The sequence below is a fragment of the Stenotrophomonas sp. JAG2 genome (assembly GCF_041080745.1).
Lineage (GTDB): Bacteria > Pseudomonadota > Gammaproteobacteria > Xanthomonadales > Xanthomonadaceae > Stenotrophomonas > Stenotrophomonas maltophilia_AA.
The window spans coordinates 17,275-43,388 of sequence record NZ_JBEUMH010000006.1; the positions used below are offsets into that span (position 1 = coordinate 17,275).

The 26,114-nt window shown below is 68.6% G+C and carries 27 protein-coding genes; 14 read left to right on the plus strand and 13 right to left on the minus strand.

The annotated features are described in order from the left end of the window. Nucleotides 1-15: 15 nt before the first annotated feature. Together AB9O74_RS09050 and ppk2 are read left to right on the plus strand one after the other, a co-directional pair. Nucleotides 16-1,725 carry a tetratricopeptide repeat protein gene (locus tag AB9O74_RS09050; RefSeq protein ID WP_369349089.1) on the plus strand — a complete coding sequence of 570 codons (1,710 nt, stop codon included), beginning with the start codon at nucleotides 16-18 and terminating at the stop codon, nucleotides 1,723-1,725. 50 nt (nucleotides 1,726-1,775) lie between these two features. Further along, nucleotides 1,776-2,555, plus strand: coding sequence for a polyphosphate kinase 2 (gene ppk2, locus AB9O74_RS09055; RefSeq protein ID WP_369349090.1), 780 nt, complete (start codon nucleotides 1,776-1,778; stop codon nucleotides 2,553-2,555). A gap of 150 nt (nucleotides 2,556-2,705) precedes the next feature. Here ppk2 and AB9O74_RS09060 read toward each other — a convergent pair whose 3' ends face one another. Next, a complete protein-coding gene (locus tag AB9O74_RS09060) occupies nucleotides 2,706-3,269 on the minus strand; it encodes a TlpA family protein disulfide reductase (RefSeq protein ID WP_369349091.1) in 564 nt (187 codons plus the stop codon). Then, complete coding sequence (locus AB9O74_RS09065) at nucleotides 3,266-4,540, minus strand: YihY family inner membrane protein (RefSeq protein ID WP_369349092.1); 1,275 nt, start codon at nucleotides 4,538-4,540, stop codon at nucleotides 3,266-3,268. Before AB9O74_RS09065 ends, AB9O74_RS09060 begins: the two co-directional genes overlap by 4 nt. A 105-nt stretch (nucleotides 4,541-4,645) precedes the next feature. On the opposite strand from AB9O74_RS09065, the gene wrbA reads away from it, so the two are divergent. The 3 genes from wrbA (at nucleotide 4,646) to AB9O74_RS09080 (ending at nucleotide 6,169) form a co-directional block, all read left to right on the plus strand. Beyond that, complete coding sequence (gene wrbA / locus AB9O74_RS09070) at nucleotides 4,646-5,236, plus strand: NAD(P)H:quinone oxidoreductase (protein WP_019186096.1); 591 nt, start codon at nucleotides 4,646-4,648, stop codon at nucleotides 5,234-5,236. Then, nucleotides 5,233-5,580 carry a DUF2069 domain-containing protein gene (locus tag AB9O74_RS09075; RefSeq protein ID WP_369349093.1) on the plus strand — a complete coding sequence of 116 codons (348 nt, stop codon included), beginning with the start codon at nucleotides 5,233-5,235 and terminating at the stop codon, nucleotides 5,578-5,580. Before wrbA ends, AB9O74_RS09075 begins: the two co-directional genes overlap by 4 nt. 103 nt (nucleotides 5,581-5,683) lie before the next feature. Beyond that, on the plus strand, nucleotides 5,684-6,169 hold the full coding sequence (locus AB9O74_RS09080) for an asparaginase domain-containing protein (RefSeq protein ID WP_121044584.1): 486 nt from the start codon (nucleotides 5,684-5,686) through the stop codon (nucleotides 6,167-6,169). Nucleotides 6,170-6,245: 76 nt separating this feature from the next. Here the strand turns inward: AB9O74_RS09080 and AB9O74_RS09085 are convergent, their stop codons facing one another. The 3 genes from AB9O74_RS09085 to sufT all read right to left on the minus strand — a co-directional run bounded on the left by AB9O74_RS09085 (nucleotide 6,246) and on the right by sufT (nucleotide 10,228). Continuing rightward, a complete protein-coding gene (locus tag AB9O74_RS09085) occupies nucleotides 6,246-7,991 on the minus strand; it encodes a S8 family peptidase (protein WP_346479633.1) in 1,746 nt (581 codons plus the stop codon). A 530-nt stretch (nucleotides 7,992-8,521) separates the two neighbouring features. Continuing rightward, a complete protein-coding gene (locus AB9O74_RS09090; RefSeq protein ID WP_179460833.1) occupies nucleotides 8,522-9,619 on the minus strand; it encodes a branched-chain amino acid aminotransferase in 1,098 nt (365 codons plus the stop codon). A gap of 57 nt (nucleotides 9,620-9,676) precedes the next feature. Further along, entirely contained in the window at nucleotides 9,677-10,228 is a 552-nt protein-coding gene (sufT, locus tag AB9O74_RS09095; RefSeq protein WP_313212203.1) for a putative Fe-S cluster assembly protein SufT, read from the minus strand. 118 nt (nucleotides 10,229-10,346) lie between these two features. On the opposite strand from sufT, the gene AB9O74_RS09100 reads away from it, so the two are divergent. Beyond that, nucleotides 10,347-10,766: a hypothetical protein gene (locus AB9O74_RS09100; RefSeq protein WP_369349094.1), complete on the plus strand. Its 420-nt coding sequence runs from the start codon at nucleotides 10,347-10,349 to the stop codon at nucleotides 10,764-10,766. Between the two features lie 201 nt (nucleotides 10,767-10,967). Here AB9O74_RS09100 and AB9O74_RS09105 read toward each other — a convergent pair whose 3' ends face one another. Continuing rightward, nucleotides 10,968-12,422, minus strand: a complete 1,455-nt coding sequence (locus AB9O74_RS09105) for an NAD(P)(+) transhydrogenase (Re/Si-specific) subunit beta (RefSeq protein WP_176990317.1) — start codon at nucleotides 12,420-12,422, stop codon at nucleotides 10,968-10,970. Next, entirely contained in the window at nucleotides 12,419-12,727 is a 309-nt protein-coding gene (locus AB9O74_RS09110) for an NAD(P) transhydrogenase subunit alpha (RefSeq protein ID WP_121044596.1), read from the minus strand. The genes AB9O74_RS09105 and AB9O74_RS09110 overlap by 4 nt, the downstream gene beginning before the upstream one ends. Before the next feature lie 130 nt (nucleotides 12,728-12,857). Between AB9O74_RS09110 and AB9O74_RS09115 the strand changes: the two genes are divergently transcribed. From AB9O74_RS09115 to AB9O74_RS09125, 3 genes are read left to right on the plus strand one after another with little or no spacing between them, the layout of a single operon-like run. Beyond that, nucleotides 12,858-13,433 (plus strand): RNA polymerase sigma factor, encoded by a 576-nt coding sequence (locus tag AB9O74_RS09115; RefSeq protein ID WP_369349095.1) that lies wholly within the window; start codon nucleotides 12,858-12,860, stop codon nucleotides 13,431-13,433. Between the two features lie 20 nt (nucleotides 13,434-13,453). Further along, a complete protein-coding gene (locus tag AB9O74_RS09120; RefSeq protein WP_369349250.1) occupies nucleotides 13,454-13,765 on the plus strand; it encodes a hypothetical protein in 312 nt (103 codons plus the stop codon). Beyond that, nucleotides 13,765-14,187 carry a DUF3106 domain-containing protein gene (locus tag AB9O74_RS09125; protein WP_369349096.1) on the plus strand — a complete coding sequence of 141 codons (423 nt, stop codon included), beginning with the start codon at nucleotides 13,765-13,767 and terminating at the stop codon, nucleotides 14,185-14,187. Before AB9O74_RS09120 ends, AB9O74_RS09125 begins: the two co-directional genes overlap by 1 nt. A gap of 50 nt (nucleotides 14,188-14,237) precedes the next feature. Here the strand turns inward: AB9O74_RS09125 and AB9O74_RS09130 are convergent, their stop codons facing one another. Continuing rightward, entirely contained in the window at nucleotides 14,238-15,320 is a 1,083-nt protein-coding gene (locus tag AB9O74_RS09130; RefSeq protein ID WP_369349097.1) for an NAD(P) transhydrogenase subunit alpha, read from the minus strand. 71 nt (nucleotides 15,321-15,391) lie between these two features. Next, nucleotides 15,392-17,710 carry a DUF1631 domain-containing protein gene (locus AB9O74_RS09135; RefSeq protein WP_369349098.1) on the minus strand — a complete coding sequence of 773 codons (2,319 nt, stop codon included), beginning with the start codon at nucleotides 17,708-17,710 and terminating at the stop codon, nucleotides 15,392-15,394. Nucleotides 17,711-18,040: 330 nt separating this feature from the next. On the opposite strand from AB9O74_RS09135, the gene AB9O74_RS09140 reads away from it, so the two are divergent. From AB9O74_RS09140 to AB9O74_RS09155, 4 genes are read left to right on the plus strand one after another with little or no spacing between them, the layout of a single operon-like run. Beyond that, nucleotides 18,041-18,616: a nitroreductase gene (locus tag AB9O74_RS09140; protein ID WP_369349099.1), complete on the plus strand. Its 576-nt coding sequence runs from the start codon at nucleotides 18,041-18,043 to the stop codon at nucleotides 18,614-18,616. Nucleotides 18,617-18,644: 28 nt separating this feature from the next. Continuing rightward, entirely contained in the window at nucleotides 18,645-19,583 is a 939-nt protein-coding gene (locus AB9O74_RS09145; RefSeq protein WP_179460999.1) for a 5'-3' exonuclease H3TH domain-containing protein, read from the plus strand. Continuing rightward, complete coding sequence (locus AB9O74_RS09150) at nucleotides 19,580-20,131, plus strand: NUDIX hydrolase (RefSeq protein ID WP_369349100.1); 552 nt, start codon at nucleotides 19,580-19,582, stop codon at nucleotides 20,129-20,131. The genes AB9O74_RS09145 and AB9O74_RS09150 overlap by 4 nt, the downstream gene beginning before the upstream one ends. Next, complete coding sequence (locus AB9O74_RS09155) at nucleotides 20,124-20,933, plus strand: N-formylglutamate amidohydrolase (RefSeq protein WP_369349101.1); 810 nt, start codon at nucleotides 20,124-20,126, stop codon at nucleotides 20,931-20,933. Before AB9O74_RS09150 ends, AB9O74_RS09155 begins: the two co-directional genes overlap by 8 nt. Nucleotides 20,934-20,986: 53 nt before the next feature. Here AB9O74_RS09155 and AB9O74_RS09160 read toward each other — a convergent pair whose 3' ends face one another. Beyond that, nucleotides 20,987-21,652 (minus strand): hypothetical protein, encoded by a 666-nt coding sequence (locus AB9O74_RS09160; protein WP_369349102.1) that lies wholly within the window; start codon nucleotides 21,650-21,652, stop codon nucleotides 20,987-20,989. A 4-nt stretch (nucleotides 21,653-21,656) separates the two neighbouring features. Beyond that, nucleotides 21,657-23,102 carry an MFS transporter gene (locus AB9O74_RS09165; protein WP_369349103.1) on the minus strand — a complete coding sequence of 482 codons (1,446 nt, stop codon included), beginning with the start codon at nucleotides 23,100-23,102 and terminating at the stop codon, nucleotides 21,657-21,659. Between the two features lie 109 nt (nucleotides 23,103-23,211). Here AB9O74_RS09165 and AB9O74_RS09170 point away from each other — a divergent pair, with 109 nt between their 5' ends. Next, nucleotides 23,212-24,099, plus strand: coding sequence for a LysR family transcriptional regulator (locus AB9O74_RS09170; protein WP_369349104.1), 888 nt, complete (start codon nucleotides 23,212-23,214; stop codon nucleotides 24,097-24,099). A gap of 89 nt (nucleotides 24,100-24,188) precedes the next feature. Here AB9O74_RS09170 and pip read toward each other — a convergent pair whose 3' ends face one another. Next, nucleotides 24,189-25,133, minus strand: coding sequence for a prolyl aminopeptidase (gene pip / locus AB9O74_RS09175; protein WP_121044630.1), 945 nt, complete (start codon nucleotides 25,131-25,133; stop codon nucleotides 24,189-24,191). A 102-nt stretch (nucleotides 25,134-25,235) separates the two neighbouring features. After that, nucleotides 25,236-26,081 carry a peptide chain release factor N(5)-glutamine methyltransferase gene (gene prmC / locus AB9O74_RS09180; RefSeq protein ID WP_369349105.1) on the minus strand — a complete coding sequence of 282 codons (846 nt, stop codon included), beginning with the start codon at nucleotides 26,079-26,081 and terminating at the stop codon, nucleotides 25,236-25,238. Nucleotides 26,082-26,114 lie beyond the last annotated feature (33 nt).

Here is a 26,114-nt window from a genome sequence, read left to right on the forward strand (position 1 = left end):
CGCCGAGCGGCAGCGATGAGTGCCGATCCGCAGCGCCTGCAGCTGCGCCAGGCCGTGCAGCGGCAACCGGCGGACTTCATCGCCTGGGTGATGCTGGCCGACGCGGAGCTGGAGGCCGGCGATGTGCGGGCGGGCGAACAGGCCGCCACGCGCGCCCTGCAGCTGCGCGGCGACCATCCCGAAGCGCTGGCCCGGCTGGGTCGCGCACGCTGGATGCAGGGTCGCCACGGCGAGGCGGCCACGCTGCTGCGCCAGGCGGCGGATCGCGCCCCACAACACCCCGGCATCACCCTGTGGCTCGGCCACGCACTGGAAGATGCCGGCCAGCCCGAAGCGGCCGCCGATGCCTATCGCCACGCGCATCGCCTGCTGCCGGGCGAGCCCTACATCACCGCGCAGCTGCTCAACTGGCAGCGCCGCCTGTGCGACTGGCGCGATCTGGAGCGGCTGTCGGCGCAGGTCCGCCAGGCCGTCGCGCAGGGCCAGGCGGTGGTCGAACCGTTCGCCTTCCTCAGCGAAGACAGCAGCGCCGCCGAGCAGCTCGCCTGCGCCCGCCAGCGCGCCGCCGCCCTGGCCGAGGGCATTGCCCGCCTGCCCCCGACCACGGTGCGCCCGCAGGGCACGCTGCGGGTCGGCTTTCTCTCCAACGGCTTCGGCGCACATCCGACCGGCCTGCTTACCGTCGCGTTGTTCGAGCAGCTGCGTGCGCTCGGCACGCTGGAGCTGCATCTGTTCGCGCTCACCGGGGACGACGGCAGCCCCATCCGACAGCGCCTGCAGCAGGCGGCCGACACGCTGCACGATGTCAGCACGCAGCCGCACCAGATCATCGCCCGGCGCATCCGCGAGGCCGGCATCGATGTGCTGTTCGATCTGCGTGGCTGGGGCGGCGGCGGCACCCCGCAGGTGCTGGCGATGCGCCCGGCCCCGGTGCAGATCAACTGGCTGGCTTACCCGGGTACTTCTGGCGCGCCGTGGATCGATCACGTGCTGGCCGATGCCTTCGTGCTCCCCGAGGCGATGGCGCCGGCCTTCAGTGAGAACGTGCTGCGGCTGCCGCGCGCGTTCCAGCCGTCGGACAACACCCGGGTGCTGCAGCCGGTGCCCTCGCGCGAGGACTGCGGTCTGCCCGCGCAGGGCGTGGTGCTGTGCTGTTTCAACAACAGCTACAAGCTCAACCCGCGCAGCATGCAGCGGCTGTTCGCGGTGCTGCAGGGCGTGCCCGGCAGCGTGTTGTGGCTGCTGTCCGGCCCGGGCAATGCCGATGCGCGGCTGCGCAGCGCGGCCCGCCAGGCACAGCTGGACCCGGCGCGGCTGGTGTTCATGCCACGCCTGCCCCACCCGCAGTATCTGGCGCGTTACCAGCACGCCGACCTGTTCCTGGACACGCACCCTTACAACGCCCACACCACCGCCTCCGATGCGCTGTGGGCCGGCTGCCCGGTGCTGACCTGTCCCGGCGCGACGTTCGCCTCGCGCGTGGCTGGCAGCCTGAATCATCATCTGGGCATGCACGATTTCAACGTGGCCGACGACGCGGCGTTCGTGGCCACCGCCCTCCGGCTCGGCAACGACCCGGCTGCACTGGAGGCGGCGCGCGCCACGCTGGCACGCCGGCGCGAGGACAGCGGTCTGTTCGACATGGCCGGCTTCGCGCACGACCTCACCGAGGTGATCGAAACGCTTGCCCGTGAGCGTGGCTGGCAGGGCCCACACATCGCCTGAGCATCGGCTGCGCTAGGCTCGGGCTCTCCGTGGATCACCGAGGCACGCCGATGGGCAAGCTCAAGCGCAAGGACTACCAGGCCCTGCTGGAACCGATGCAACTGGAACTGGCGGCGATGGCGCGCTGGGTGCAGCACACCGGGCAGCGCGTGCTGGTGCTGTTCGAAGGCCGCGACACGGCCGGCAAAGGAGGCGCGATCCAGGCGATCGCCGAGCATCTCAATCCGCGCCAGTGCAAGGTGGTCGCGCTGCCCAAGCCGACCGACCGCGAAAGCACGCAGTGGTATTTCCAGCGCTATGTCTCCCACCTGCCTGCGGCCGGCGAGATCGTGCTGATGGACCGCAGCTGGTACAACCGTGCCGGCGTCGAGCATGTCATGGGCTATTGCACCGAAGCCCAGTACCGCAGCTTCCTGGCACAGGCGCCGGTGTTCGAGAAGCTGCTGATCGACGATGGCATCGTGCTGTTCAAGTACTGGCTGAGCGTGGACCAGGCGCAGCAGGAAAAGCGCTTCGCCGAGCGTCACCTCGATCCGCTCAAGGGCTGGAAGCTGTCGCCGGTGGATCTCAAGTCACGCAGCAAGTACAGCGCCTATACCGAGAGCCGCGAAGCGATGCTGCGCGCGACCCACAACGACGCGGCGCCGTGGACCCTGGTCGACTTCAATGACCAGAAACGCGGGCGCCTGGGCCTGATCCGCAACCTGCTCGACCGCCTGCCCGATACCCGCGTGGACGAACCCGTGCTGGCGCTGCCGCCGCTGAAGGGCAAGCTGCACAAGGAGCACTTCGGGGTCTTGAAGCCCATTGAACCCTTCGTCGCCGCGTAGATCCACGCCATGCGTGGATGCTTCATGCGTCCCGTATCCACGCCTGGCGTGGATCTCCCGGGCGCTGCGTCCCGTATCCACGCATGGCGTGGATCTATCGCCACAGCGAGGCGCAGGCGTGCCGGGTATCAGCCGGCACGCCCGTGAAGCTCAGCCTTCCTTGATCCGCGCTTCGATATCATGCGCGGTGACCGGGCCGAGGAATTCCTTGGCGACCTTGCCATCCGGCGCGATCAGATAGGTCATCGGCAGGCCGCGCGGGATCGCGAAGTCTTCCGGCGGGTTGTAGGTATCCACGATCACGATCGGATAGGTGACCGGACGCTTCTCCAGGAAGGCCTTCATCTCGGCCGGCTCGATGTCCTCGAAAGCCAGGCCGACCACTTCGATCTCGCTGCGCATCGCGTGCAGCGCGGACAGCTCGGGCATTTCCTTGCGGCACGGCGCGCACCAGGTTGCCCAGAAGTTCACCACCACCCATTTGCCGCGGTGCGCGGCCAGGTCGTACTCGGTGCCATCCAGCGCCTTGGCCTTGAGCGTGGGCTGTTCAACGGTCTTGCGCTCGGTGGCCGGAACGGCCTCCGTCGGCGGCGTGGCCGGTTCTTCGATCGGCGCCGGGGCGGCGGGCGCGACGGCCTCGCTCTGGGCGGCGGGTTTGTTGCAGGCGGCCAGCGTCAGCAGGCCCAGGGCCAGCAGCAGGGGCTTGGCGGTCATGGCTTTTCTCCAGGGATCGTGTAGATGTCGCTGACGCGGCGCTTGAGCAGTTCGCGCAGCGGCAGGCGCAGCGTGTCCAGCGCGGCCACCGAGGCCGTGCCGAGGCTGTCGTCGCGATACGGCAGGTAGGCTTCCTTGATCGGGATACGCATCTGCGTGGTCTCGTACAGGTCGGCCAGGGTGAGTTTGTCCAGATCGCGTGCCAGCAGCCATTCGCCCCGCTCGTCGCGACGGACCACGCGGATCGCTTCAAGGTCGCAGAGCAGGGTCTGCAGCAGCGAGTCGGTCAGCATCGGCTCCAGCCTCAGGATCTCGTCGTCATCCAGGCTGCGGCCTTCGGCGCGTGCCTTGTGGAACCGGCCGATCAGGCGCAGCAGGCCGTAGATCTCATAGCCCACCGGCAGGCGCAGGTCGGCCGGCTGATACCGGAACGCGGCGATCGAAGAGGCCAGCGAGGCGCCGAGCAGCACCGACACCCAGCACAGGTAGATCCACAGCAGCAGGATCGGCACGAAGGCGACCGTGCCATAGAGCTTCTGATAGGACTGGAAGCTGCCCAGGTAGGCGCCCATGCCCCACTTGACCAGCTCAAGCATGATCGCGGCCAGGATCGCACCGGGAATGGCATGCCGCCATTTGACCGTGTGGTGCGGCACCACGCGGTAGACCAGCATGATGCAGATGAACTCGATCAGGATCGGGGCGACCGTCAACGACACGTTGGCCAGCCAGCGGCCTTCGCTGGTCCCGAACAGGGGCAGCGCGAACACCCGCGCGGAGACCGCCAGCGAGGCGGCGGCCAGCATCGCGCCGAGGGTGAGCACGGTCCAATAGACCAGGAAGCGGGTCAGCTTCGGCCGGGTGGAGCTCACCCGCCAGATCTGGTTGAAGGTTTCCTCCACGCTGTTGAGGGTGATCAGCAGGGACACCACCAGGGCGATGAAGCCTGCGGCGGTCAGCTGCCCGGCACTGGCCGAGAACTGCCGCAGATAGCCTTCGGCGGCGCGCGCGGCGTTGGGCACGAAGTTGGAGAACACGTAGTCGCTGAGGGTATCGCTCCAGCGATCGAACACCGGGAACGCCGAGAGCACCCCGAACACGACGATGGCCAGCGGCACCAGCGCGAACACCGTGGTGTAGGCCAGCGAGGCGGCCGCCTGGAACAGGCGGTCATCGAGGAAGCGGCGCCACAGGAAGCGGCCGAAGCTGGTCGCGCGTGCGCGGTCCCGGACGCGTTCGATCCACAGGTTGATCGTATCGAGAGGTTCCATCGGCGCAAGGGTACCCGATGACGGGTGTGCGGCATGCACGGACCTCGCCCTGAGCGGGCTGCGTTGCCATACTGGCCGCATCGGACTCAACGAGATGGAAGCGAAATGGCGGAGATCCTGGTGCTGTATTACAGCCGTGGCGGTTCAGTGGCACGGCTTGCCCGCCAGATTGCCCGCGGCATCGGTGAGGTGCCGGGCATGAGTGCGCGCCTGCGCACGGTGCCGCCAGTGGCGGCGGTGACCCAGACGGCGCTGCCGCCGGTGCCCGAGGACGGCGCACCGTATGTGAGCGTGGCCGACCTGGCCGAGTGCACGGGCCTGCTGCTGGGCAGCCCGACCCGGTTCGGCAACATGGCCGCGCCGGTGAAGCATTTCCTGGACGGGCTGGGCGCGGAGTGGGTGAACGGCACGCTGGCCGGCAAGCCGGCGGGGGTGTTCACCTCGACGGCGTCGCTGCACGGGGGCCAGGAATCGACCCTGCTCTCAATGCAGGTGCCGCTGCTGCACCACGGCTGCCTGATCGTCGGCATTCCCTTCACCGAGCCGGCGCTGAGCCACACCACCACCGGCGGCACGCCGTATGGCGCCAGCCATGTCGCCGGCGCGGACGACAACCCGGTGCCGAGCGAGGATGAGAGCATCCTGGCGCGGGCGCTGGGGCGGCGGGTGGCTGATATCGCACGGCGGCTGGCGTGAGCACGCGGGCGCAGGAGATCGTGCTTGCCCTGCTGCTGGTCGCGCTGGCGGTGCTGTTCGCGGTCTGGTTCGCGCAGGACAAGCATTGGCTGGCCACCCAGCTGGTGTTCACCCTGCCGCCGCTGCTGCTGGCGCTGGGGGTGCTGGTGAGGCGCGGCAAGGCGATGTTCTGGGCCGGCGTGCTGGCGCTGTTCTGGTTCAGCCACGGCGTGATGAGCGCCTGGAGCCATCCGGAGGTGGCGCTGTGGGCCTGGCTCGAGCTCGGGCTTGCACTGGCGGTGATCGCGGTGGCGAGCACGCCGGGGCTGCGGCGGCGCTTCGGGCAGAAGCGAACGGCTGGCTGACCGCCCGGCGTCGCGGGCCTGCATCCGGCGGGCGGCAGCCGTATCATCTACGGGTCGGCGCGGCGGTTCCGTGCCCTTCTGTCTGGTACCCAGGATGCTTGCAATGGAAGAACTACTGATCATCACCACCGGTGGCACGATCGACAAGATCTACTTCGACGACAAGTCGGACTATCAGATCGGTGATCCGCAGATCGGGATGATCCTGCGCGAGCTGGGCGTGACCTTCCGTTTCAATGTGATTCCGATCCTGCGCAAGGATTCGCTGCACATCACCGACGATGACCGCGAGCTGATCCGCGCGACGATCGCGGCGCAGCCGACGCGGCATGTGCTGGTGACGCACGGGACCGACTCCATGGTGCAGACCGGCCAGGTGCTGAAGTCGATCACCGACAAGACGATCGTGATGACCGGTGCGCTGAGCCCGGCGCGCTTCCGTGGCTCGGATGCGGAGTTCAACATCGGGTGTGCGATCGGTGCGGTGCAGTCGTTGCCGAGCGGTGTGTACATTGCGATGAACGGCCGCATCTGGAATCCAGAGCAGGTGCGCAAGAACGTGGCGGCCAACCGGTTCGAAGCGGCGTAATCATTGGCGCAGCATGTTGATCGAACGAACGCCCCGGCATGCCGGGGCGTTCTGCGTTGGTGCGATGGGAACGCGATCAGTACTGCGCGGTAAGGGTGACCCCGGAGAAGGTCGAGTAGGCCTTCACCCGCACATGCCAGGTGCCGGCCGCGGGGGCGCTGATCGTGCAGGTTTCGTTGTTGCCGCTGAGGTACGGGCGGCAGGTGTAGACGGTATCCGTCGGGGCGCTGCCGGAGCGGACGTAGAGATCGGCATCGCCGCTGCCGCCGGCGATGGTGACCTTCAACTGGCTGCTGCCCGACGGCACGGCCACGGTGTAGGCCAGCGAGGCACCGCTGGCGGCGCCGAGGCCGGTGACCGGGACGTTGTTCTGCAGCACGGTGCCGGTACCCGGTCCCGGGCCGGTGCCGTTGAGCGCCGCCGTCACCGCCGCATCGGCGTCGACGATGCCTGCGCCGCAGCCACCCGAGCAGGCACCCGGGAGGGGACGTGCAGTGCTCTTGAGCAGGCTCTCGATGGAGGCCGGGCTCAACGCGGTGGGGGCGACGGACTGGACCAGGGCCACCACGCCGGCGACATGCGGGGCCGCCATCGAGGTGCCGTTGTAGGAGGCGTACGAGGCGCTGCCCGGGACCGTGGTGCCGCTGTTGAGGGTGGAGAGAATCCCCTGCCCCGGCGCCGAGATGTCGATGCCGGTGCCGTAGTTGGAGAAGCTGGCACGGGCGCCGGCCGACGTGGTCGCGGCGACGGCGATGACGTTGGCGCAGTTGGCCGGCACCGAGGACGAGACGTTGGTGTTGCTGTTGCCCGCGGCGACCACCACGGTGGTGCCGCGCGAGACGGCGCCATTGATCGCGGTCTGGTAGGTGGTGGAGCAGCTGCCACCACCGCCGAGCGACATATTGATCACTTCGGCGGGATTGGCGTTGGCCGGGACGCCGCTGACGGTGCCGCCGGAGGCCCAGACGATCGCGTCGGCGATGTCGGAGGTGTAGCCGCCGCACTTGCCGAGCACGCGCACCGGGACGACCTTGGCATTGAAGGCCGTGCCAGCGACGCCGGTGCTGTTGTTGGTTACCGCCGCGACGGTGCCGGCCACGTGGGTGCCGTGCCAGCTCGAGTTGGAGGCCGGAATGCCCGAGCCGCATTCGTTGGCGGCGTACCAGTCGCCTTCGTCGTTGGGGTTGTTGTCGCGGCCACCGCCATCGCGCGCCATCGCCGCGTCGCTGATGAAGTCATAGCCGGGCAGGATGTTGGCATTGAGGTCGGGATGGTTGGTGATGCCGGTGTCGATCACCGCGACCACCACGCCGGTGCCGGTGGCCTTGTCCCACGCCGGGCGCACGTTGATCGAAGCATTACTGGTGCCGAAGCCCCACTGCTCGGAGAAACGCGTGTCGTTGGGCACCAGGGTGGCCTGCATCAGCTGGTCGACCTCGACGTATTCCACGCTCGGGTCGGCTGCCAGGCGGCGCATCAGCAACTCGGCTTCGGCACGGTCCAGCGGCCGGTCGGCCTTGACCACGGTTGGGCCGATCGCCAGCTGACGCAGCTTCTGCAGTCCCAGCGCGCGGCCCTGTGCGGCCGGCACCGCCGCGGCGGCAGCCTTGAGCGAGCTGGCCAGCGCGGTCGGGGTGGCGACCTCGGTGCTGCCGTCCTTGTACTTCACGATGAAGCGCTGATGGGTCGGCGCCGAGGACAGGCCGCTCAACTGCACATCGCCGGCGAACGCCGGGGTGGCCAGCAGCAGGGTCGAGAGAACGGACGCGCCCAGTACAACCAATGCACGCTGACGCAAACGGTGTTGCGAGACATGAGACATCGGATTTCCCTTTCAGACAGTGAATGCCGTCGTCGCGGCTGAGAATCCAGGTCCGATCCGGGGGCTGCTGAAATCGATGGCGCGGATCGGCCGGGTGAGTGGATCGGTTCCCCTGAATCAAACCGCCCAACCCGACGCTAGTGGCTGGCTGGCCGATCAACAATGTTTCAGCTGCACTTCAGTGACATGAAATGTCGGATCTGAGACTTTCCGGGTCGAGGGTTTGTGAAAGTGAAGGAACTCACGGCCTTTCGGGTGGTCCGATTGCGCCACGGATTGTCTGAAATGGCTGTCGCGGTCGACAAATTCGGGACACCACTTGCGCATCAACGACTTACGCCAGTGCCACCGCAGGACAGTAGTGCCGGCCGCTGGCCGGCGCCCGACCATCCCGTAGTGCCGGCCGCTGGCCGGCTCCACGGAATCCTGCAGAGCCGGCCAGCGGCCTGCATTACCGATTTCGAACCGGCAACAAAAAACCCGCCTGTCGCCAGGCGGGTTTCGATGCTTCAGTTCAGACCCCCAAGGACTCAGGCGTCCAGGCGGACCAGCCAGCCATGACGGTCCGGCAGGCGGCCGTACTGGATGTCGGTCAGTTCCTTGCGCAGCGACATGGTCACTTCGCCGGCCGGGGCGTTGATGTCGCCCACCGAGAAGCCTTCACCCTTGAGCTGGCCGATCGGGGTGACCACCGCAGCGGTGCCGCAGGCGAACGCTTCCACGATCTCGCCGGAGGTCACGCCGTCCTTCCACTCATCGAGGGTGACCTTGCGCTCTTCGACCTTCATGCCGCGGTCGCGCGCCAGCTGCAGGATGCTTTCGCGGGTGATGCCTTCCAGGATGCTGCCCGACAGCGACGGGGTCACCAAGGTGCCGTCCTTGTAGACCAGGAACACGTTCATGCCACCCAGTTCTTCCAGGTACTTGCCTTCGACCGGATCCAGGAACAGCACCTGCGAGCAGCCCTGCGCCTGCGCCTTCTGCTGTGGCAGCAGCGAGGCGGCGTAGTTGCCACCGCACTTGGCCGCGCCGGTGCCGCCCTTGCCCGCGCGTGCATATTCGGTGGACAGCCAGATCGACACCGGGGCCACGCCCTTGGCAAAGTACGGGCCGGCCGGGCTGGCGATCACGTAGTAGCCGGCCTTGTGCGCGCCGCGCACGCCGAGGAAGGCTTCATCGCCGATCATGAACGGACGGAAATACAGGCTGGATTCGTCGGCCGACGGCACCCAGCTGGCGTCCACCGCAATCATCTGCTTGAGCGATTCGACGAAGATCTCGACCGGCAGTTCCGGCAGCGCCAGGCGCTGCGCCGAACGCTGCAGGCGGCGGCCGTTGGCCTCCGGGCGGAAGGTCCAGATCGAACCGTCAGCGTGGCGGTAGGCCTTGATGCCTTCGAAGATTTCCTGGCCGTAATGCAGCACCGCAGCGGCCGGGTCCAGCTGCAGCGGGCCATACGGGCGCACCACCGCATCGTGCCAGCCGGTGTCCTTGTCCCAGCGCACTTCCACCATGTGATCGGTGAAGTGCAGACCAAAACCGGGGGCGGCCAGGATGCGCTCACGCTCCTCGCTGCTGCGCGGCTGGGCGGAACGGGTGGTGTTGAAGCTCACGGAAGACTGGGACACCGGATATTTCCTGTTCTGGTTACGGGGAACGCCGTGACGCCGGCTGGCGATGGGCGGTTACAGCATGCCGGTTTCGAGCCGGGCGGCCTCGGACATCATGTGGCGGCCCCACGGCGGGTCGAACACCAGCTCGACGTCGGCCTCGGCCACCGTCGGGATCATTTCCAGCTTGCTGCGCACGTCATCGACCAGGATCTCGCCCATGCCGCAGCCGGGCGCGGTCAGGGTCATCTTGATCTCGACCTCGCGCTGGCCGTCGTCCAGGTGCTTGAGGTCCACTTCATAGACCAGACCCAGATCGACGATATTGAAGGGGATCTCCGGGTCGAAGCAGGTGCGCAGCTGCTGCCACACCAGTTTCTCGACCTCCTCGTCGGAGGCATCGGCGGGCAGTTCCAGCGCCGGGGGCGCTTCCTTGCCGATGGCATCGCCATCCTTGCCGGCGATGCGGAACAGATTGCCTTCGACAAAGACGGTATAGCTGCCACCCAGGGCCTGGGTGATATAGCCATAGCTGCCAGCCGGCAGCGTGACCGTTTCGCCCTGCGGGACCATGACGGCCTCGCAGTCGCGTTCGAAGTGGACAGGTTCACTGCTACGGGAATACATGTGGATCGATATGGGGGTCGCGGCCAATTCCCGCAAGGCGACCATTTTAGCCCAGTGGCCGCCCATGCGCCGGTCACCCCGCAAGCCGGTATCCTGTCCGGACTTACAGGAAGATTGCATGTCGCCCACGTCCGTGCCTGTCCGGAGCCGCCACTGGCTCTGGCCCCCGCTGTTTCTGCTTGGTGTCGTCACGGCCACGCTGGCCTGGTTGTTCATCGCCCTGCTCACCGGCCGCCAGGCCGGCTGGATGGCGGTTATTGCGGCATTGGAGATCGCGTTCATGCTGCGCCTGGGGACCCTGCGCGCAGGCGCTGCCCGGGTGGTACTGACCCTGCTGGCTACCGTGCTGGTAGCGCTGGCCGCCAACTGGGGCATCGCCTCGGCCTACCTCGGCGGCTCGATGGGACTCACTCCATGGGAATCAGCGTTGCGCATGGGGCCCTATCTGGCCTGGACCCTGAGCGGGCTGGCCAACGGCGCGGTCGAGTGGCTGTGGCTGGGTGTGGCGCTGGTCGTGGGCTGGTGGGTGGCGAGGTAACGCCCCCTGCACCCCGCCGCCGCATGCCATCGGTAGTGCCGGCCGCTGGCCGGCTCCTCATGGCGTCAGAACGGCAACGCGCTGGCATTCACGCATGGCAATGAGCCGGCCAGCGGCCGGCACTACCCAGGTCCGGTGTCGCCGCAGGTCCGGTGTCGCCCGTAGGTCACGACCGTTGGTCGTGACCCTTGCATCCGCGCCTCAATGCCCGCCGTCGAGCGCCTTCAGTTCGCTCACCAGCGCACTCGCCGCACCGGCACCATCGCCGTACAGCATCCGGGCGTTGTCGGCATAGAACAGCGCATTCTCGATGCCGGCAAAGCCGGTACCCTTGCCGCGCTTGATCACCACCACGTTGCGGGCGTTGACCACGTCCAGGATCGGCATCCCGTAGATCGGACTGGCCGGATCCGTGCGCGCGACCGGATTGACCACGTCGTTGGCACCGATCACCAGCACCACGTCGGTGTTCGGGAACTCCGGGTTGATGTCGTCCATGTCGGCGATCAGGTCGTAGGGCACGCCCGCTTCGGCCAGCAGCACGTTCATGTGCCCCGGCATGCGCCCGGCAACCGGGTGGATCGCGAACTTCACCTTGATGCCGCGATCGATCAGGCGCTGCGCCAGCTCCCACACCTTGTGCTGCGCCTGGGCCACGGCCATGCCGTAGCCGGGCACGATCACCACGCGCTCGGCGAAGGCCAGCATCGCGGCGACATCGCTGGCCTCGATCGGCTTCTGCGCGCCGCTGATCTCCTGCGCGACCCCGCCGCCGCCGAAGTTGGAGAACAGCACGCCGCTGATCGGCCGGTTCATCGCCTTGGCCATCAGGCGGGTCAGCAGGATGCCGGCCGCGCCGACCATCATGCCGGCGATGATCAGCGCCTCGTTGCCGAGCACGTAGCCCTCGAAGGCCACGGCCAGGCCGGTGAACGCGTTGTACAGCGAGATCACCACCGGCATGTCGGCGCCACCGATCGGCAGCGTCATCAGCACGCCGAGTGCGAGCGCGACCACGAAGAAGCTGATGATCGCCACCGGGCTCAGCGTCACCGCCGCCCAGATGCCCAGCACCACCATCGCCAGCGCGACCAGCAGGTTGAACGCCTGCTGCCCCGGGAAGGTGACGCGTCGGTCGAGCCGACCATCGAGTTTGGCCCAGGCGATGATCGAGCCGGACAGCGAGACCGCGCCGATCGCCGAACCGATCACGGCCAGCGCCAGCACCGTCGCGGACGGCTGGCGCGCGGCGAGATCGGCCAGCGCCTGCTCGCTCCAATGGGTGGTATCGCGGTTGGCCAGGAACGAGAAGCGCAGCAGCTCCACCGCGCCGATCGCCGCCGCGGAACCGCCGCCCATGCCGTTGTAGAGCGCCACCATCTGCGGCATGTCGGTGATCGCCACGCGCTTGGCCGACCACCACGCCACGCCGGTGCCGATCGCCACCGCAGCCAGGATCAGCGGGATGTTGTGCAGCTCGGGCAGGAAGAACGTCGCCACCGTGGCGATCAGCATGCCCAGGCCGGCCCAGCGGATGCCGCTGCGCGCGGTCATCGGCGAGGCCATGCGCTGCAGGCCAAGCAGGAACAGGGTCGCGGCGACCAGATAGCTCACCTGGACCAGCCACTGCAGCAGTTGCGCGGTGGTCACGTTCAAGGCGTCTTCTCCCCGGCGTCGCGCTTGGCGCTGGGCTTGAACATGTCGAGCATGCGTTCGGTCACCACGTAACCACCGGCCGCGTTGCCCGCGCCGAGCACCACCGCGATGAAGCCGATGATCTTCTCCAGCGGGGTCTGCGCGTGCCCCAACACCACCATCGCGCCGATCAGCACGATGCCGTGGATGAAGTTGGACCCGGACATCAAAGGGGTATGCAGGATCACCGGCACCCGTGAAATGATCACGTGGCCGGCAATGGCGGCCAGCATGAAGATGTACAACGCCACGAACCCGTCGCTCATTGCAGTCACTCTCCCAGGCGGTCATCCCGTCCCCTGCATCATAACCATGCGCTGAACCAATCGGGCGGGCCGGTCAACCGCAGCCGTCCTGGCGCGTTCTCACGGTATCCCCCTGCCGGAACGCTACCCTGTGCTGGTGAGCTCTCCCCTACCGTCGACGGATGCCGACCTGCCTGCCACGCCCGAGGTGGCGCTGCCGGTGTCGCTGGATGCGTTCCTGGCCGGGATCGGCCCGCGCGCGTTCCGCTTCGCCGAGGCCGGCCTGCGCCAGCGCGACGACGCGCTGGATGCGGTGCAGGACAGCATGTTGAAGATGCTCGGCTACCGCGACAAACCCGCCGCCGAGTGGGCGCCACTGTTCTGGAGCATCCTGCGCCGCCGCGTGGTCGACCTGCAGCGCCGCCGCGGATTCCGCCTGAAATTCTGGCGCAGCAGCGACGAGGCCGGCGGCGAGCATGACGTCGACTGGGCCGACAGCGCGCCCGGCCCGGCCCAGGCCCACGAGCAGCGCGACCAGTACGCGCAGCTGGTGCAGGCGCTGCGGGAGCTGCCCGCCCGCCAGCGCGAGGCCTTCACCCTGCGCGTGCTGCAGGACCTGGACGGCGCCACCACGGCCAAGGCCATGGGCTGCAGCGAAGGCGCGGTCAAAACCCATCTTTCGCGCGCCCGCCACGCGCTGCAGCAGTCTCTGGAGATCGCCCTGTGAACCGCCCCCTGCCCCCTTCGATGCATGACGATGCCGCCCTGCGGCAGCTGCATGCGCAGGCGCTGGATACCCTCTCGCCGGTTACGCTGGCGCGGCTGCGCAGCGCGCGTCATGCCGCCTCGCCGGCCAAGCGGCACGCCCCGTCCTGGTGGATGGCCACGGCCTGTTCGGCGGTGGTCGCGCTCGCGTTGGGCTACAGTTTCCTCCTCGGCGAATCGACCACCCCGCCGGCACCGGTCGTGGCGAGCGCGGCAGATGACGGCAGCGATGTCCTCGACGAGAATCCCGATCTGTATTTGTGGCTGGGCGGCACCGACCTGGCAATGGAGTGATGATGAAACCGCGACTGTCCCTGGGGCTGGTGTTGCTGACGCTGAGTGCGGCCGCGTGGGCCCAGACCGCCCCGCTGCCGGACTGGGACAAACTCAGCCCGCAGCAGCGCGAGGCGTTGATCGCGCCCGTGCGCGACCGCTGGAACGACGCCCCGGCGCCGCAGCGCGAACGCATGCTGCAGCATGGCGAGCGCTGGCTGACCATGACCCCGGAACAGCGCGCGCAGGCGCACCGGGGCCGGCACCGTTTCGAGAACATGACGCCGGAACAGCGCGAACAGGCACGTGCGCTGTTCGGCCAGATGCGCGGCATGACTCCGGAACAGCGCCAGGACCTGCGCGACCGCTGGGCGCGGATGACCCCGGACGAACGCAAGGCCTGGCTCAAGGCGAACCCCGCCCCGCCGCCGCCGAAGCGCTGAGCAATTAACGGGGACGGAGGGGATTATTAACTACCTCCGTCCCCGTTTTTTCAGGCGGCGACCCAGCGGGTTTTCGCGAGCAGTTCGTCGTCCCAGTCGAAGGTGACGGCGCCCTCTTTCAGGAACAGGGCGACGAAGTTGTAGAGGTTGCGGGCGTACATCTCGCTGGCATGCACCGCGCCTTGGCTGGCCAGGTTGAGCGGGCCATCGATGAGCACGCCGTCCAGGTCCACCACCTCGCCCGGTTGCGTGGCCTCGCAATTGCCGCCGGTTTCCGCGGCGAGATCGACGATCACGCTGCCCGGCTTCATGCCACGCGCCATCGCGGTGCTGACGATCTTCGGCGCCGGCCGCCCCGGCACGGCGGCGGTACAGATGACCACATCCACCGTACGCAGATGCTCGCCAAGGCGACGCTGCTGCTCGGCGCGTTCTTCATCGGTCAACGGGCGCGCATAGCCACCTTCGCCGACCGCGCTGACACCCAGGTCGAGGAACTTGCCGCCCAGCGATTCGATCTGCTCGCGGGTTTCCGGGCGCACATCGAAGCCTTCCACCTGCGCGCCCAACCGACGCGCCGTGGCGATCGCCTGCAGGCCGGCCACGCCGGCGCCGACCACCAGCACCTTGGAGGGACGGATCGTGCCGGCGGCGGTGGTGAGCATCGGGAAGAAGCGCGGCGCGCGCTGGGCGGCGATCAACGTGGCTTTATAACCGGCCATGCCGGCCTGCGAACTGAGCACGTCCATCGACTGTGCCCGCGTGGTGCGCGGCAAGCGTTCCAGCGGAAACGCCTGCAGGCCGCGCGACTGGATCAGGCCCGCCCGCTCGGCATCGGCCTGCGGGTGCAGCATGCCGATCAGGCTGGCGCCGGATTTCAACCGCGCAAGGCGGTCGTTGGACGGTGGCTGCACGCACAGCACGATGTCGGCCTGGCCCAGGCGGGTGTCATCGGCGGGCTGCGCCCCCACCTCCTGATACAACGCATCGGGGAAGCCGGCAGCCAACCCGGCGTTGGGCTCGAACGACACGCCCGCGCCGAGCGCGATCAGCTTGCGCGCCGTTTCCGGCGTCATCGCCACGCGCCGTTCCCCCGGCGCATGTTCCTTTACCACCAACACCTCGACAGCCATGCCTGTCCCCGACGATCAGCGGATTGTGGGCTGATCGTAACCTGATCGCCGGGCCAGCGTGGCCCGGCGGCTCAATGCACGGTGGCGTTCCTGGTATCCAGCCGATCGATCACGCCCTGCATGGCGCTGTCGAACGCGCCATCGTCGATATGCGCCCGCAGGCGACCCAGACGCACCATCACCGCCAGTTCTTCCGGCGAGGCCACGCAGAAGCGCACCCCGCGCCGGTTGACGAACAGCAGGCGCTGGGAAATCGGGCTCACCCAGGACAGCTTGCCGGCCTGGACCTTGCCGTCCTTGTCGACGAAATCCAGCCAGGTGCCGATCTCCAGGCCGCGGAAGCGGTCGGCATCGGCATTGTCGAAATCGCTGACATCGACCTTGCTGCCCAGCTCCACCGCCGCCGATTCCTGCGTCGGCGGCGACGGCAGCGCCACCTGCGGCAGTTCGGGCAGCGCGCGTTCCAGCTCGGGGCGCGATTCGGCGATGCCCTGCAGGGTGTCGTGCAGCGCATCGATCGCACTGGTCGCCGCATCGGCATGCACGCCGACGCTGGCAAACACCTTGCGCAGCGCCGGATGCCAGGCCTGCAGCCAGGGCTTGCCGACGATATGGCGGCGCGCCTCGGCCACTTCCTCCAGCATGCCATCGGCCAGGCTCAGTGCCTCGCCGACCGACGCCCCGTCTTCGCCTTCGCGCAGCACGGTCAGGGTCAGATGGTGCTGCCAGGGCTGGCGCAGGAACTCGCCGATCGCCTGCGGCAAGGTGGTATCGCCGATCCGGCGGTCCAGTTCGGCACTGGCGCGCTGGCGGGCCATTTCGAGCTTTTCCTGGCCGCGCTGGGTTTCGGCGGCACGCCGCTCGGCGATCTCGATCCGGCGCCGGTGCTGGGTCAGGAAATCGCGGAATTCTTCTTCCAGGGTCAGGAAGATCGCCAGGTTCTCGTTGAACTCGGCGACCAGGCGCTCGATGATTTCCTCGACCTTGCCCATCAGCACGCGCTCGGCCTGGCTCTCGCCGGTGTTGCCTTCGCAGGCCTCGGCCAGCGAGTTGAGCAGCTTGCGCGCCGGGTGGGTCTTCTGCACGAACATGCGGCGATCAAGCATGGCGACCTTGACGAAGGGCACCACCAGCCGGCCGATCAGCTCGCGCGAGCGGCCCTCCAGGTCGCGCTCGTCGAGCATCACGTCGAACAGCATGCCGACCAGGTCGATCGCATCCTCGTCCTGCGGGTCCAGCCGCGCCTGCGCGGGATCGACCCCGAGCCGGGTCGCGCCGGACAGCACTTCACTCTTCAGGCGTTGCGCCAGCGATTCGCCGTCCTCGCCGATCGCCGCGCGCAGGGTCGCGCTCGGCGTGGCCTGCAGCAGCGAGAGCACCGACATCATCTCGCGCTGGCTCAACGGGCGTTGCTGGCCCACCGCGACACTGGCCGCCGACGTGGCGTCCTCGCGCACGTGGCGGGTCTGCTGCAGGAGTTCATGCAGGGCATCGAGCAGCATGCCCTGGTTGCCGCCAAGGCTCTCACCGCCCTCGCCATACCCGTCCTGCGCGCCGCCGCTACCCTGGAGGCGGCCACGGCTCTCGGCCCAGCGGTCGGCGAAACGACGGGCCCAGGCGGGTGCCTGCCCCTCGTCGCCCGCCGCGCCCAGCCCGGCCTCGGTCTCGAACCCATCGAAGGCGTCGCGGTCATCGCGCTGTGGCGGCGACGGTGCGCGCGGCGCAGGCCGGCGCGCGGCCATCTGCGGCATCACGCCAGCCGCGGCCAGTTGTTCGTCCAGATACTCGTACCGCTTGCCGATCGGCTGCTGCAGGTCGCGCTCGCACAGTTTGATCAGCACCAGCCGCACTTCCGGGGCCAGTTCACAGTCGGCGAAGGCCTCATGGATGGCGACGCCGAGGTGCTCGGGGCTGATCGGATTGGTATCGGCCTGCAGTTCCAGGCCGCCGGCGATCACGCCCAAGCGGCGGTCCAGCCGCGACAGCACCGGCTTGAAGTCGCGCAGCAGCACGGTGGCGAAGTTGCGCACCGCCAGCCGGGATTCCAGCACGTGTTCGGGCACCAGGCTCAGCCCGTCCTCGATCTGGCCGGCCAGGGTGGCCTCGGCCGACAGCGGCTCGCCCCGCTCCAGCGCGTCCCAGGCCTGGGCCAGGTGGGCGCGGAAGCCGGACACGATGTCCTCCCGGCGGCGGCGCAGCTCGCGCATGCCGTCCAGGAACAGCAACTGCGACGCGCCGGCGGTACCGGCACGGTCGAACAGCACATCATCGAAGCGCGCCAGCACCGTCGAGAACGACTCGACCAGCCCCGGCAGCACGGCCTCGCGGGCCATCTTCAACAACGCCGGGTCACGGCCCGGGTGCCCCCCTACATTGGGCGTGGCAATCATGCGAAAAGGCTCCCCACCCTCGCAGGCACTGAGTACAGCATGGAAACAACGATCGCCGGCGCACCCCATGCGCCCACGTTCGGATGGTAGGCCGGCCGACCGGTCAGAGACAGTGAAACAGTCGACACTTTAAACCTCGTTACCGGTGGCCCGGCAGGCTTTGTATCGTAAGCGCAGCAGGCCCCGGAAGCGAGTACAGCCACGTGAAGGAAGTCCGCTGATTAGGTGATGTTCATCACGCTTTGTCGCAAATTGCACCGAGATACCCAGGACCGTGTCACAAACCGTCGCGACTATAATCGGGGCACCGTGAAGCCAGATCGAGAGCCCATGTCCGTTCCCCCCGCGCTGCATGCCCTGGACGCCCGCCGTTCGGTCCCCGCCAAGCAACTCGGCGAGCCCGGCCCCGACCCGGCGACCCTGCTGCGGATGCTGGCCTCGGCCGTGCGCGTGCCCGACCACGGCAAGCTGGTGCCCTACCGCTTCCTGCGGATCGCCGGCGATGCGCGTCACAGTCTGGGCACGTTCCTGGCCGAGCGCGCCGTCCAGCGCGACCCCCAGGTGTCGCCGGCCCAGCTGGACAAGGACCGCCAGCGTTTCTCCCATGCCCCGCTGGTCATCACCGTCATCGCCAGCCCGCGCCCGAACGCCAAGGTGCCCGAGGCCGAACAGCTGATGACCGCCGGCTGCGTCTGCTTCGCCCTGCTGCAGGCCGCGCAGGCACTGGGCTTCGGCGCCCAGTGGTTGACCGCCTGGATGGCCTTCGACCCCGCCGTGCACGCCCACCTCGGCCTGGCCGAGGGCGAGCAGATCGCCGGCTTCATCCACATCGGCACGCCGAAGACCGCGGTTCCCGAGCGCGAGCGCCCGGATCCCGCCGCGCTGCTGCAGGACTGGGAGGGCTGAGATGTCCGCCCTTGCTGCCGGCCCCGGCATGGCCCCGCCGCCGCTGCGTGCGCCGTTGTACCTGGTCGATGCCAGCCTGTACGTGTTCCGCGCCTGGCATTCGATGCCGGATGAGTTCCAGGACCAGCAGGGCTGGCCGACCAATGCCGTGCACGGCTTCGCGCGCTTCCTGCTCGACCTGCTCGAGCGCGAGCGGCCGGCGAACATCGCCATCGCGTTCGATGAGGCGCTGGACAGCTGCTTCCGCCACCGCATCTATGCCGCCTACAAGGCCAACCGCGATCCCGCGCCGGATGCGCTGCGCCGCCAGTTCGCGCACTGCAAGGCGCTGTGCACCGCGCTCGGCCTGGCGGTGCTGGCCCACCACGAATACGAAGCCGACGACCTGATCGGCAGCGCCCTGCACGCGCGCCGCGACGCCGGCATGCGCGGGGTGATCATCTCCGCCGACAAGGACCTCTCGCAGCTGCTGTTCGAGCATGACGAGCAGTGGGATTACGCGCGCAACCAGCGCTGGGGCATGGCCGGTGTCAAAGCCCGCCACGGCGTGCATGCGCACCAGATCGCCGACTACCTGGCGCTGTGCGGCGATGCGGTCGACAACATCCCCGGCGTGACCGGCGTGGGCGCCAAATCGGCTGCCGTTCTGTTGGCGCATTTCGGCAGCATGGACGTGTTGTATGAGCGCCTGGACGAAGTGCCCTTCCTGCGCCTGCGCGGTGCGGCGCAGATGGCGGTGCGGCTGCGCGAACAGCGCGAGCATGCGCTGCTGTGGCGCCAGCTGACCACCATCGCGCTGGATGCCCCGCTGGAGGGCGCCGCCGTTGATTTCAGCCGCGGCGTGGCCGATGCGCAGATGCTGCAGGGCCTGTGCGATGCACTGCGGTTCGGGCCGTTGACCCGTCGCCGCCTGTTCACCGCCGCCGGCCTGTCCGATTCCTCCTCCGTTGCCAGCGAGTTCGCATGAGCCCTACTACGCAAGAACCGAAAGTTGTGTTTGAAGGCAAGTACCAGCGCATGGTCGTGCGCGGCACCTGGGAATACAGCGAGCGCACCCACGCCGGCGGCCTGGCCGCGATCATCATCGCGGTCACCCCGGCAGACACCGTGCTGTTCGTCGAACAGTTCCGCATCCCGCTCCAGGCCAGGACCATCGAGATGCCGGCCGGGCTGGTCGGCGACATCGATGCCGGCGAGTCGATCGAGGTTTCCGCCGTGCGCGAGCTGGAGGAAGAAACCGGCTGGACCGCCGAGCACGCCGAGGTGCTGATGATCGGCCCGACCTCCTCCGGTGCGAGCAGCGAGAAGATCGCCTTCGTGCGCGCCACCGGCCTGCGCAAGGTGGGTGAGGGCGGTGGCGATGCCAGCGAAGACATCACCGTGCACGAGATTCCGCGCGCCCGCGCCGCGGCATGGCTGGTCGAGAAGATGGGCCAGGGTTACGAGCTGGATGCCAAGCTGTGGGCCGGCCTGTGGATGATCGAACATCACCTGGACGGCACCCCGCGTGGCTGATTCGTTGGCCCATCCGGACACCCCCACGGCCCTGCTGGGGCCGGCCGACCCGGCGCCGTTCACCGTGCACCAGACGCAGGGCCGCTCACCGTTCCTGCTGATCGCCGACCATGCCGGGCAGCAGGTGCCGGCGTCACTGGGCGGGCTCGGCCTGCCGCAGGCCGAACTGGACCGCCACATCGGCTGGGACATCGGTATCGCAGGGGTCACCGTGGAACTGGCGCGCCTGCTGGATGCGTGGGCGGTCACCCAGACGTACTCGCGGCTGGTGATCGACTGCAACCGGCCGTTGGCCTCGCCCACGCTGATGCCGGCGGTCAGCGATCTCACCGTGGTGCCGGGCAACCAGGGCCTGTCGGCGCTGCAGCGGCAACAGCGCGTCGAGGCGATCCATGCGCCCTACCATGCGCGCATCGATGCCGAGCTGGACACGCGCCAGGCGCAGGCGCGGCCGACGTTGCTGGTGATGATGCACAGCTTCACCCCGGTGATGAATGACGCCGAGCGGCCGTGGCATGCCGGCGTGCTGTACCACCGCGACACGCGGTTCGCACATCGCCTGCTGGATGCGCTGCGCGATGAAGGCGACCTGGTGGTGGGCGACAACCAGCCCTACGCGGTGAACAGCACCAGCGACTATGCCGTGCCGGTGCATGGCGAAGGCCGTGGGCTGCTGCACGTGGAGCTGGAAATCCGACAGGACCTGATTGCCGATGCCGCCGGCCAGCAGGCCTGGGCGCAGCGATTGGCGCGCATCTTCACCGCCCTGCAGCCGCAGCTGGTCGCAGTGCCAGCGGCATAAGGCGTACTGTCAACCAGCGCCGGTAGTGCCGGCCGCTGGCCGGCAACCCAACATCACCCCAGCGCAGGCGCCTCCATCCACGGAAACGCACGGTATCCGCGCATTTCCAGCGTGATGCCGGCCGCCTGGAAGTCCGCCACAATCGCAGCGGCACGTGGGCGCTCCAGGTCGCGACCGAGTTCCACCGGCAGGTCACGGCACAACGCCAACGCCCGGCCCACCGGAACATCCAGCACCGCTGCAACGATGCGGGCAGCGTCCTTCACCTTCGATGCCGGGCACTGCACCAGCGCCACGTCGAACGCGGCGAAAATCCCACGCCCCACGCCCAGCGCACGCGCGGCCTGTCGTGCCTCGGCCGTCGCCTCGCCCAGTGCCTCATCGATGCCCGCCACCTGCAGGAACGCGTCGTACTCGCTGTAGTACGCCAGCGCCTGCGCGTAGTCGTCCAGCGTGGACAACGGACGCTGGCGCTTCTGCACGTCCAGCACATCGGCGAAGGTGGCGGCCTCCAGATACGTGCTCAGCGCATGCTCGGCAGCGAACGCCTCCACGCTGGGGTCGTCATGCTCAGCGTCATGGTCGGACAACCAGAACCGGGCATCACGTTCGTCGCCGTCGGTTGCGTAGACCCAGCCATACCGGTCCCACACGTCGCGGTCGTTGCTGCATCCCGCGATGGCCTCAAGCGCCTGGCCCAAGGCAAGAAGGTCGGTCATCGCCTTATCCTTCACCCGCGCATACCGGCGCCGCCGTCGCGGCATCTTCCTGCGGCCGCAGCCACAGCGCAACGCCCACGCCCAGCAGCGCGAACAGCGCCGCGCCGTACTGCGCGTGGATCATGCCCTGCAGGGCCGCGTCACTGCTGGCGCCCGCGCTGCCACGACCGGCATTGGCCACCATCACCAGCAGCGCCAGGCCCAGCGCGCCACCGATCTGCTGCGCCGTGGCGGCCATGCCGGAGGCCACGCCCTGCTGCGCGGCCGGCACGCCCTGCCCGGCTACGATCCACATCGAGGTCCAGGTGATGCCCTGGCCGAGGCTGAGCACCACGATGCCCGGCAGCAGCGCCCAGTAGGTCGCGCCATAGGGCAGCGCGACGGCGACAGCGGCGATGCCGACCGCGCCGGCCAGCATGCCCACCGTCAGCACCTGGCGCGGGGAACGCCGGGCAAGCATGCGCTCGGCGATGCGGATGCCGAACGTGCACACCAGGGTCGGCGGCAGGAACGCCAGCCCCGCCTGCAGCGCGCTCCAGCCATAGCCGTCCTGGTAGTACAGCGCGAGGAAGTAGTACTGCACGCCGTAGCTGCTCATGAACAGCATCGTCAGCAGCATCGCCGCACGCAGGCTGCGCAGGCGCAGCAGCGCGAACTGCATCAGCGGGTCGCGGCTGCGGCGTTCGATCTGCACGAAGGCCGCCAGCATCACGGCCGACACGACCAGGCAGACCAGCGTGCGTGGCGCCAGCCAGCCCCACTCCGGGCCCTGCACCAGCGTGGTCACCAGCAGGCTGCCGCCGACGGTCACCGTCATACAGCCGGCCAGATCGAACGAGCGGCCGGCCAGCGGCGCGGCGTCGCGCGGCAGCCACCAGCCACCGAGCAGCGCGCAGCCGCCGGCGAACGGCACGATCACCAGCAGCACCGAGGCCCAGCCGAAGCTCTGGGTCAGCACGCCACCGAGCAACGTGCCCAGGGCCAGGCCGCCGGCGCTGGCCATCGACCAGATCGCCAGCGCGCGGTTGCGCGGCGCGCCTTCGGCGTAGAGCGTATTGATCAGCGCCAGCGTGGCCGGGAACAGCAATGCCGCACCGATGCCCTGTACCGCGCGGGCGGCGATCAGCAGCCAGGCGCTGTTGCTGAAGCCGCCGACCAGCGAGGCCAGCGCGAACAGCGCCATGCCCAGCCGATAGATCCGGCGGCGCCCCAGCAGATCGGCCGCGCGGCCGCCGAGCAGCAGGCAGCCGCCGAACGCCACCGTGTAGCCGCTGACGATCCACTGCAGCTGCTGGGCATTGATGTGCAGCTGCGCGCCCATCTCGTGCAGGGCGACGAAGATGATCGTGGAATCCAGCGCGATGATCAGCTGGGCGGTGGCGAGCAGGGCCAGGGCCAGGCGGGGGAACGCCAGCGCCGGGGCGCCAGCGGGAGACAGGGGGGAGGTCATGCCGACTCGGTGGGACGTAAGAAGGTGGGCAGTCTCATTGATGACGCTGCATAAATAAACCCGGATACTTCGATATCTGTCATGCATATCTGCATGAATCGGAGGAGCGATGGACCTCAACGCCGTGCGCATGCTGGTGCAGGTGGCCGAAGCACGCAGCTTCACGGTCGCCGCCGGCCAGCTGGGGATCAGCCAGTCCGGGCTGTCGCGGGCGATCGGGCGGCTGGAAAGCGCGCTCGGTGTGCGCCTGCTCCACCGCAATACCCGCAACGTCAGCCTGACCCCGGATGGCCGCCAGTTCGTCGAACACTGCGCGCCGCTGCTGAGCGGGCTGGAGGATGCCGAACGGCGCCTGGGCGATCGGCCGTCTACGCCCTCGGGCGTATTGAAGCTGACCGCGCCGTCGATGTTCGGGCGCAAGGTGCTGGTGCCCTTGGCCGGGCAGTTGATGGCCACGCACCCGCAGTTGCAGTTCGAGCTGGTGCTCAACGACCGGCTGGTCGATCTGGTCGAAGAAGGTTTCGATGCGGCGCTGCGCACCGGGCCGATCAGCGATGTGCGCATGGTGGCGCGGCCGCTGCGGCCGTTGAACTGGGTCACGGTCGCCTCGCCGGCCTATATCGCGCGGCACGGAGAACCGGCCAGCGTCGACGCACTGCACGATCACGCCTGCCTGGCGGTGCGCAATCTGCGCAGCGGGCGGTTGGTGGACTGGCAGTTCCGCGAGACCGACGGTCAGCTGCGCGAGTTCACCCCGCCGGCGCGGATGGTGTTCGACAGCGGCGACCCGCTGGTGGAAGGCGCGCTTGCCGGGATCGGCATCGTGCAGGTGATGGATTTCGCGGTGGCCGATGCGCTCGCCGACGGCCGGCTGCAGCGGGTGCTGCAACCGTTCGAGGGGCGCAGCCGGGTGCTGTCGCTGGTGTATCCGCCCTCGCGCCAGGCCTCACCGAAGCTGCAGGTGCTGGCGGAGGCTTTGTTGGGCGGTGATTGGTAACCCGCCGCATCACGACCAACGGTCGTGATCTACCGCGCGACGTCAGGGGGTGACCCGGTAGGTGCCGACCGTTGGTCGGCACGCCTCCATCAACCCGCGAAGCGATCCGTCGCACGCACCAGCGCGTCGACATTCTCGGCTTCGAACGCGGAGTGACCCGACGCCGGGCTGATCTCCAGCGTCGATTTCGGCCACGCCTTGTGCAGTTCCCACGCACTCTGCAGCGGGCAGACCACGTCGTAGCGGCCGTGCACGATCACGCCGGGAATATCGGCGATGCGGTGCGCGTCACGCAGCAGTTGCTCTTCCACCTCGAAGAAACCGCCGTTGACGAAGTAATGATTCTCGATGCGGGCGAAGGCCAGTGCGAACTGCGGATCCTGGTGGCTGTTCACGAAGTCATCGTCCACGTGCAGGAAGCTGGTCGCGCCTTCCCACACGCTCCACGCCTTGGCCGCAGCCAAGCGGGTGGCTTCATCGTCGCTGGTCAGGCGGCGGTGGAAGGCGGAGATCAGGTCGTGGCGCTCCACGGCCGGGATCGGCTGGAGGTAATGCTCCCACGCATCCGGGAACAGGCGGTTGGCGCCTTCCTGGTAGAACCATTCCAGCTCCCAGCGGCGCAGCATGAAGATGCCGCGCAGGACCAGTTCGGTCACGCGCTGCGGGTGGGTCTGGGCATAGGCCAGCGCCAGGGTCGAGCCCCAGCTGCCGCCGAAGACCTGCCAGCGATCCACCTTGAGATGCTCGCGCAGCTTCTCGATATCGGCGACCAGGTCCCAGGTGGTGTTGTCGACCAGGTCCGCGTGCGGCGTGGAACGGCCGGCGCCGCGCTGGTCGAACAGGATGATCCGGTACTTGGCCGGGTCGTGGAACTGGCGCATTTTGTCGCTGCAGCCGCCGCCCGGGCCACCGTGCAGCATCACCACCGGCTTGCCGTCGGGATTGCCGCACTGCTCGAAGTACAGCGTGTGGCGGTCATCGACCTTCAGGGTGCCGACGTCGTAAGGGGTGATGGCGGGATACAGCGTACGCATGACAGGAACTCCATGTGGAATGACAGTCGCCGCATCACGCTGCGCGGCGGCCCGGTGGACAGGTCATTCTAGCCTCGGGGTCACCGCAGGGACGGCACGCGGTCAGGCCGGCAGACAGCCCAGGCTCACCCGGTCGCGCTGTTCCAGATCGTGCTCGGTGGCGACCGACTGGAAACCGGCGCTCCGCAGCAGCGCGCGGATCGCCTCGCCCTGGTCCCAGCCGTGTTCGATCAGCAGCCAGCCGCCGGGAAGCAGGTGCGCTGCCGCACCGGCGATGATCAGCCGGATGTCATCCAGCCCATCAAGGCCGGAGGCCAGCGCGGTGGCCGGCTCGAAACGCAGGTCACCCTGCACCAGGTGCGGGTCGTCGCTGGCGATATACGGCGGGTTGGTCGCGATCAGATCGAACCGCTCACCGGCCAGCGGGGCATACCACGCGCCCTGCCGGACGCTGACGTTGCCCAGCGCGTGACGCTGCGCGTTGCGCGCCGCGACCGCCAATGCGGCCTCGCTGAGGTCGGTGGCGATGACACTGGCCTGCGGCCGTTCACTGGCCAGCGCCAATGCGATCGCGCCGCTGCCGGTGCCCAGGTCGGCGATCCGCAAGGCGGCATCTTCAGGCAACCGCGCCAGCGCCAGCTCGACCAGCAGCTCGGTCTCCGGGCGTGGGATCAGGGTGGCCGGGCTGACCTCCAGATCCAGGGTCCAGAAACCGCGGCGGCCCAGCAGGTAGGCCACCGGCGCGCCGGCCACGCGCTTGGCGAGCAGGGCCTCGAACGCGGCGGCATGCGCCGGCTCGACCGGATCGGTGGCGTGCGCGAACAGCCAGCTGCGCTCGCGCTCCAGGACGTGCAGCAACAGCAGTTCCGCTTCATGCCGGCCTTCCACGCCGGGCAGGCGGTTGGCGGCATCGGCGAGCAGCTGGCGGATGTCAGGGGCGGCGGTCATGGCGGGACGGAACAGCGGTGGGGCGCGCAGTGT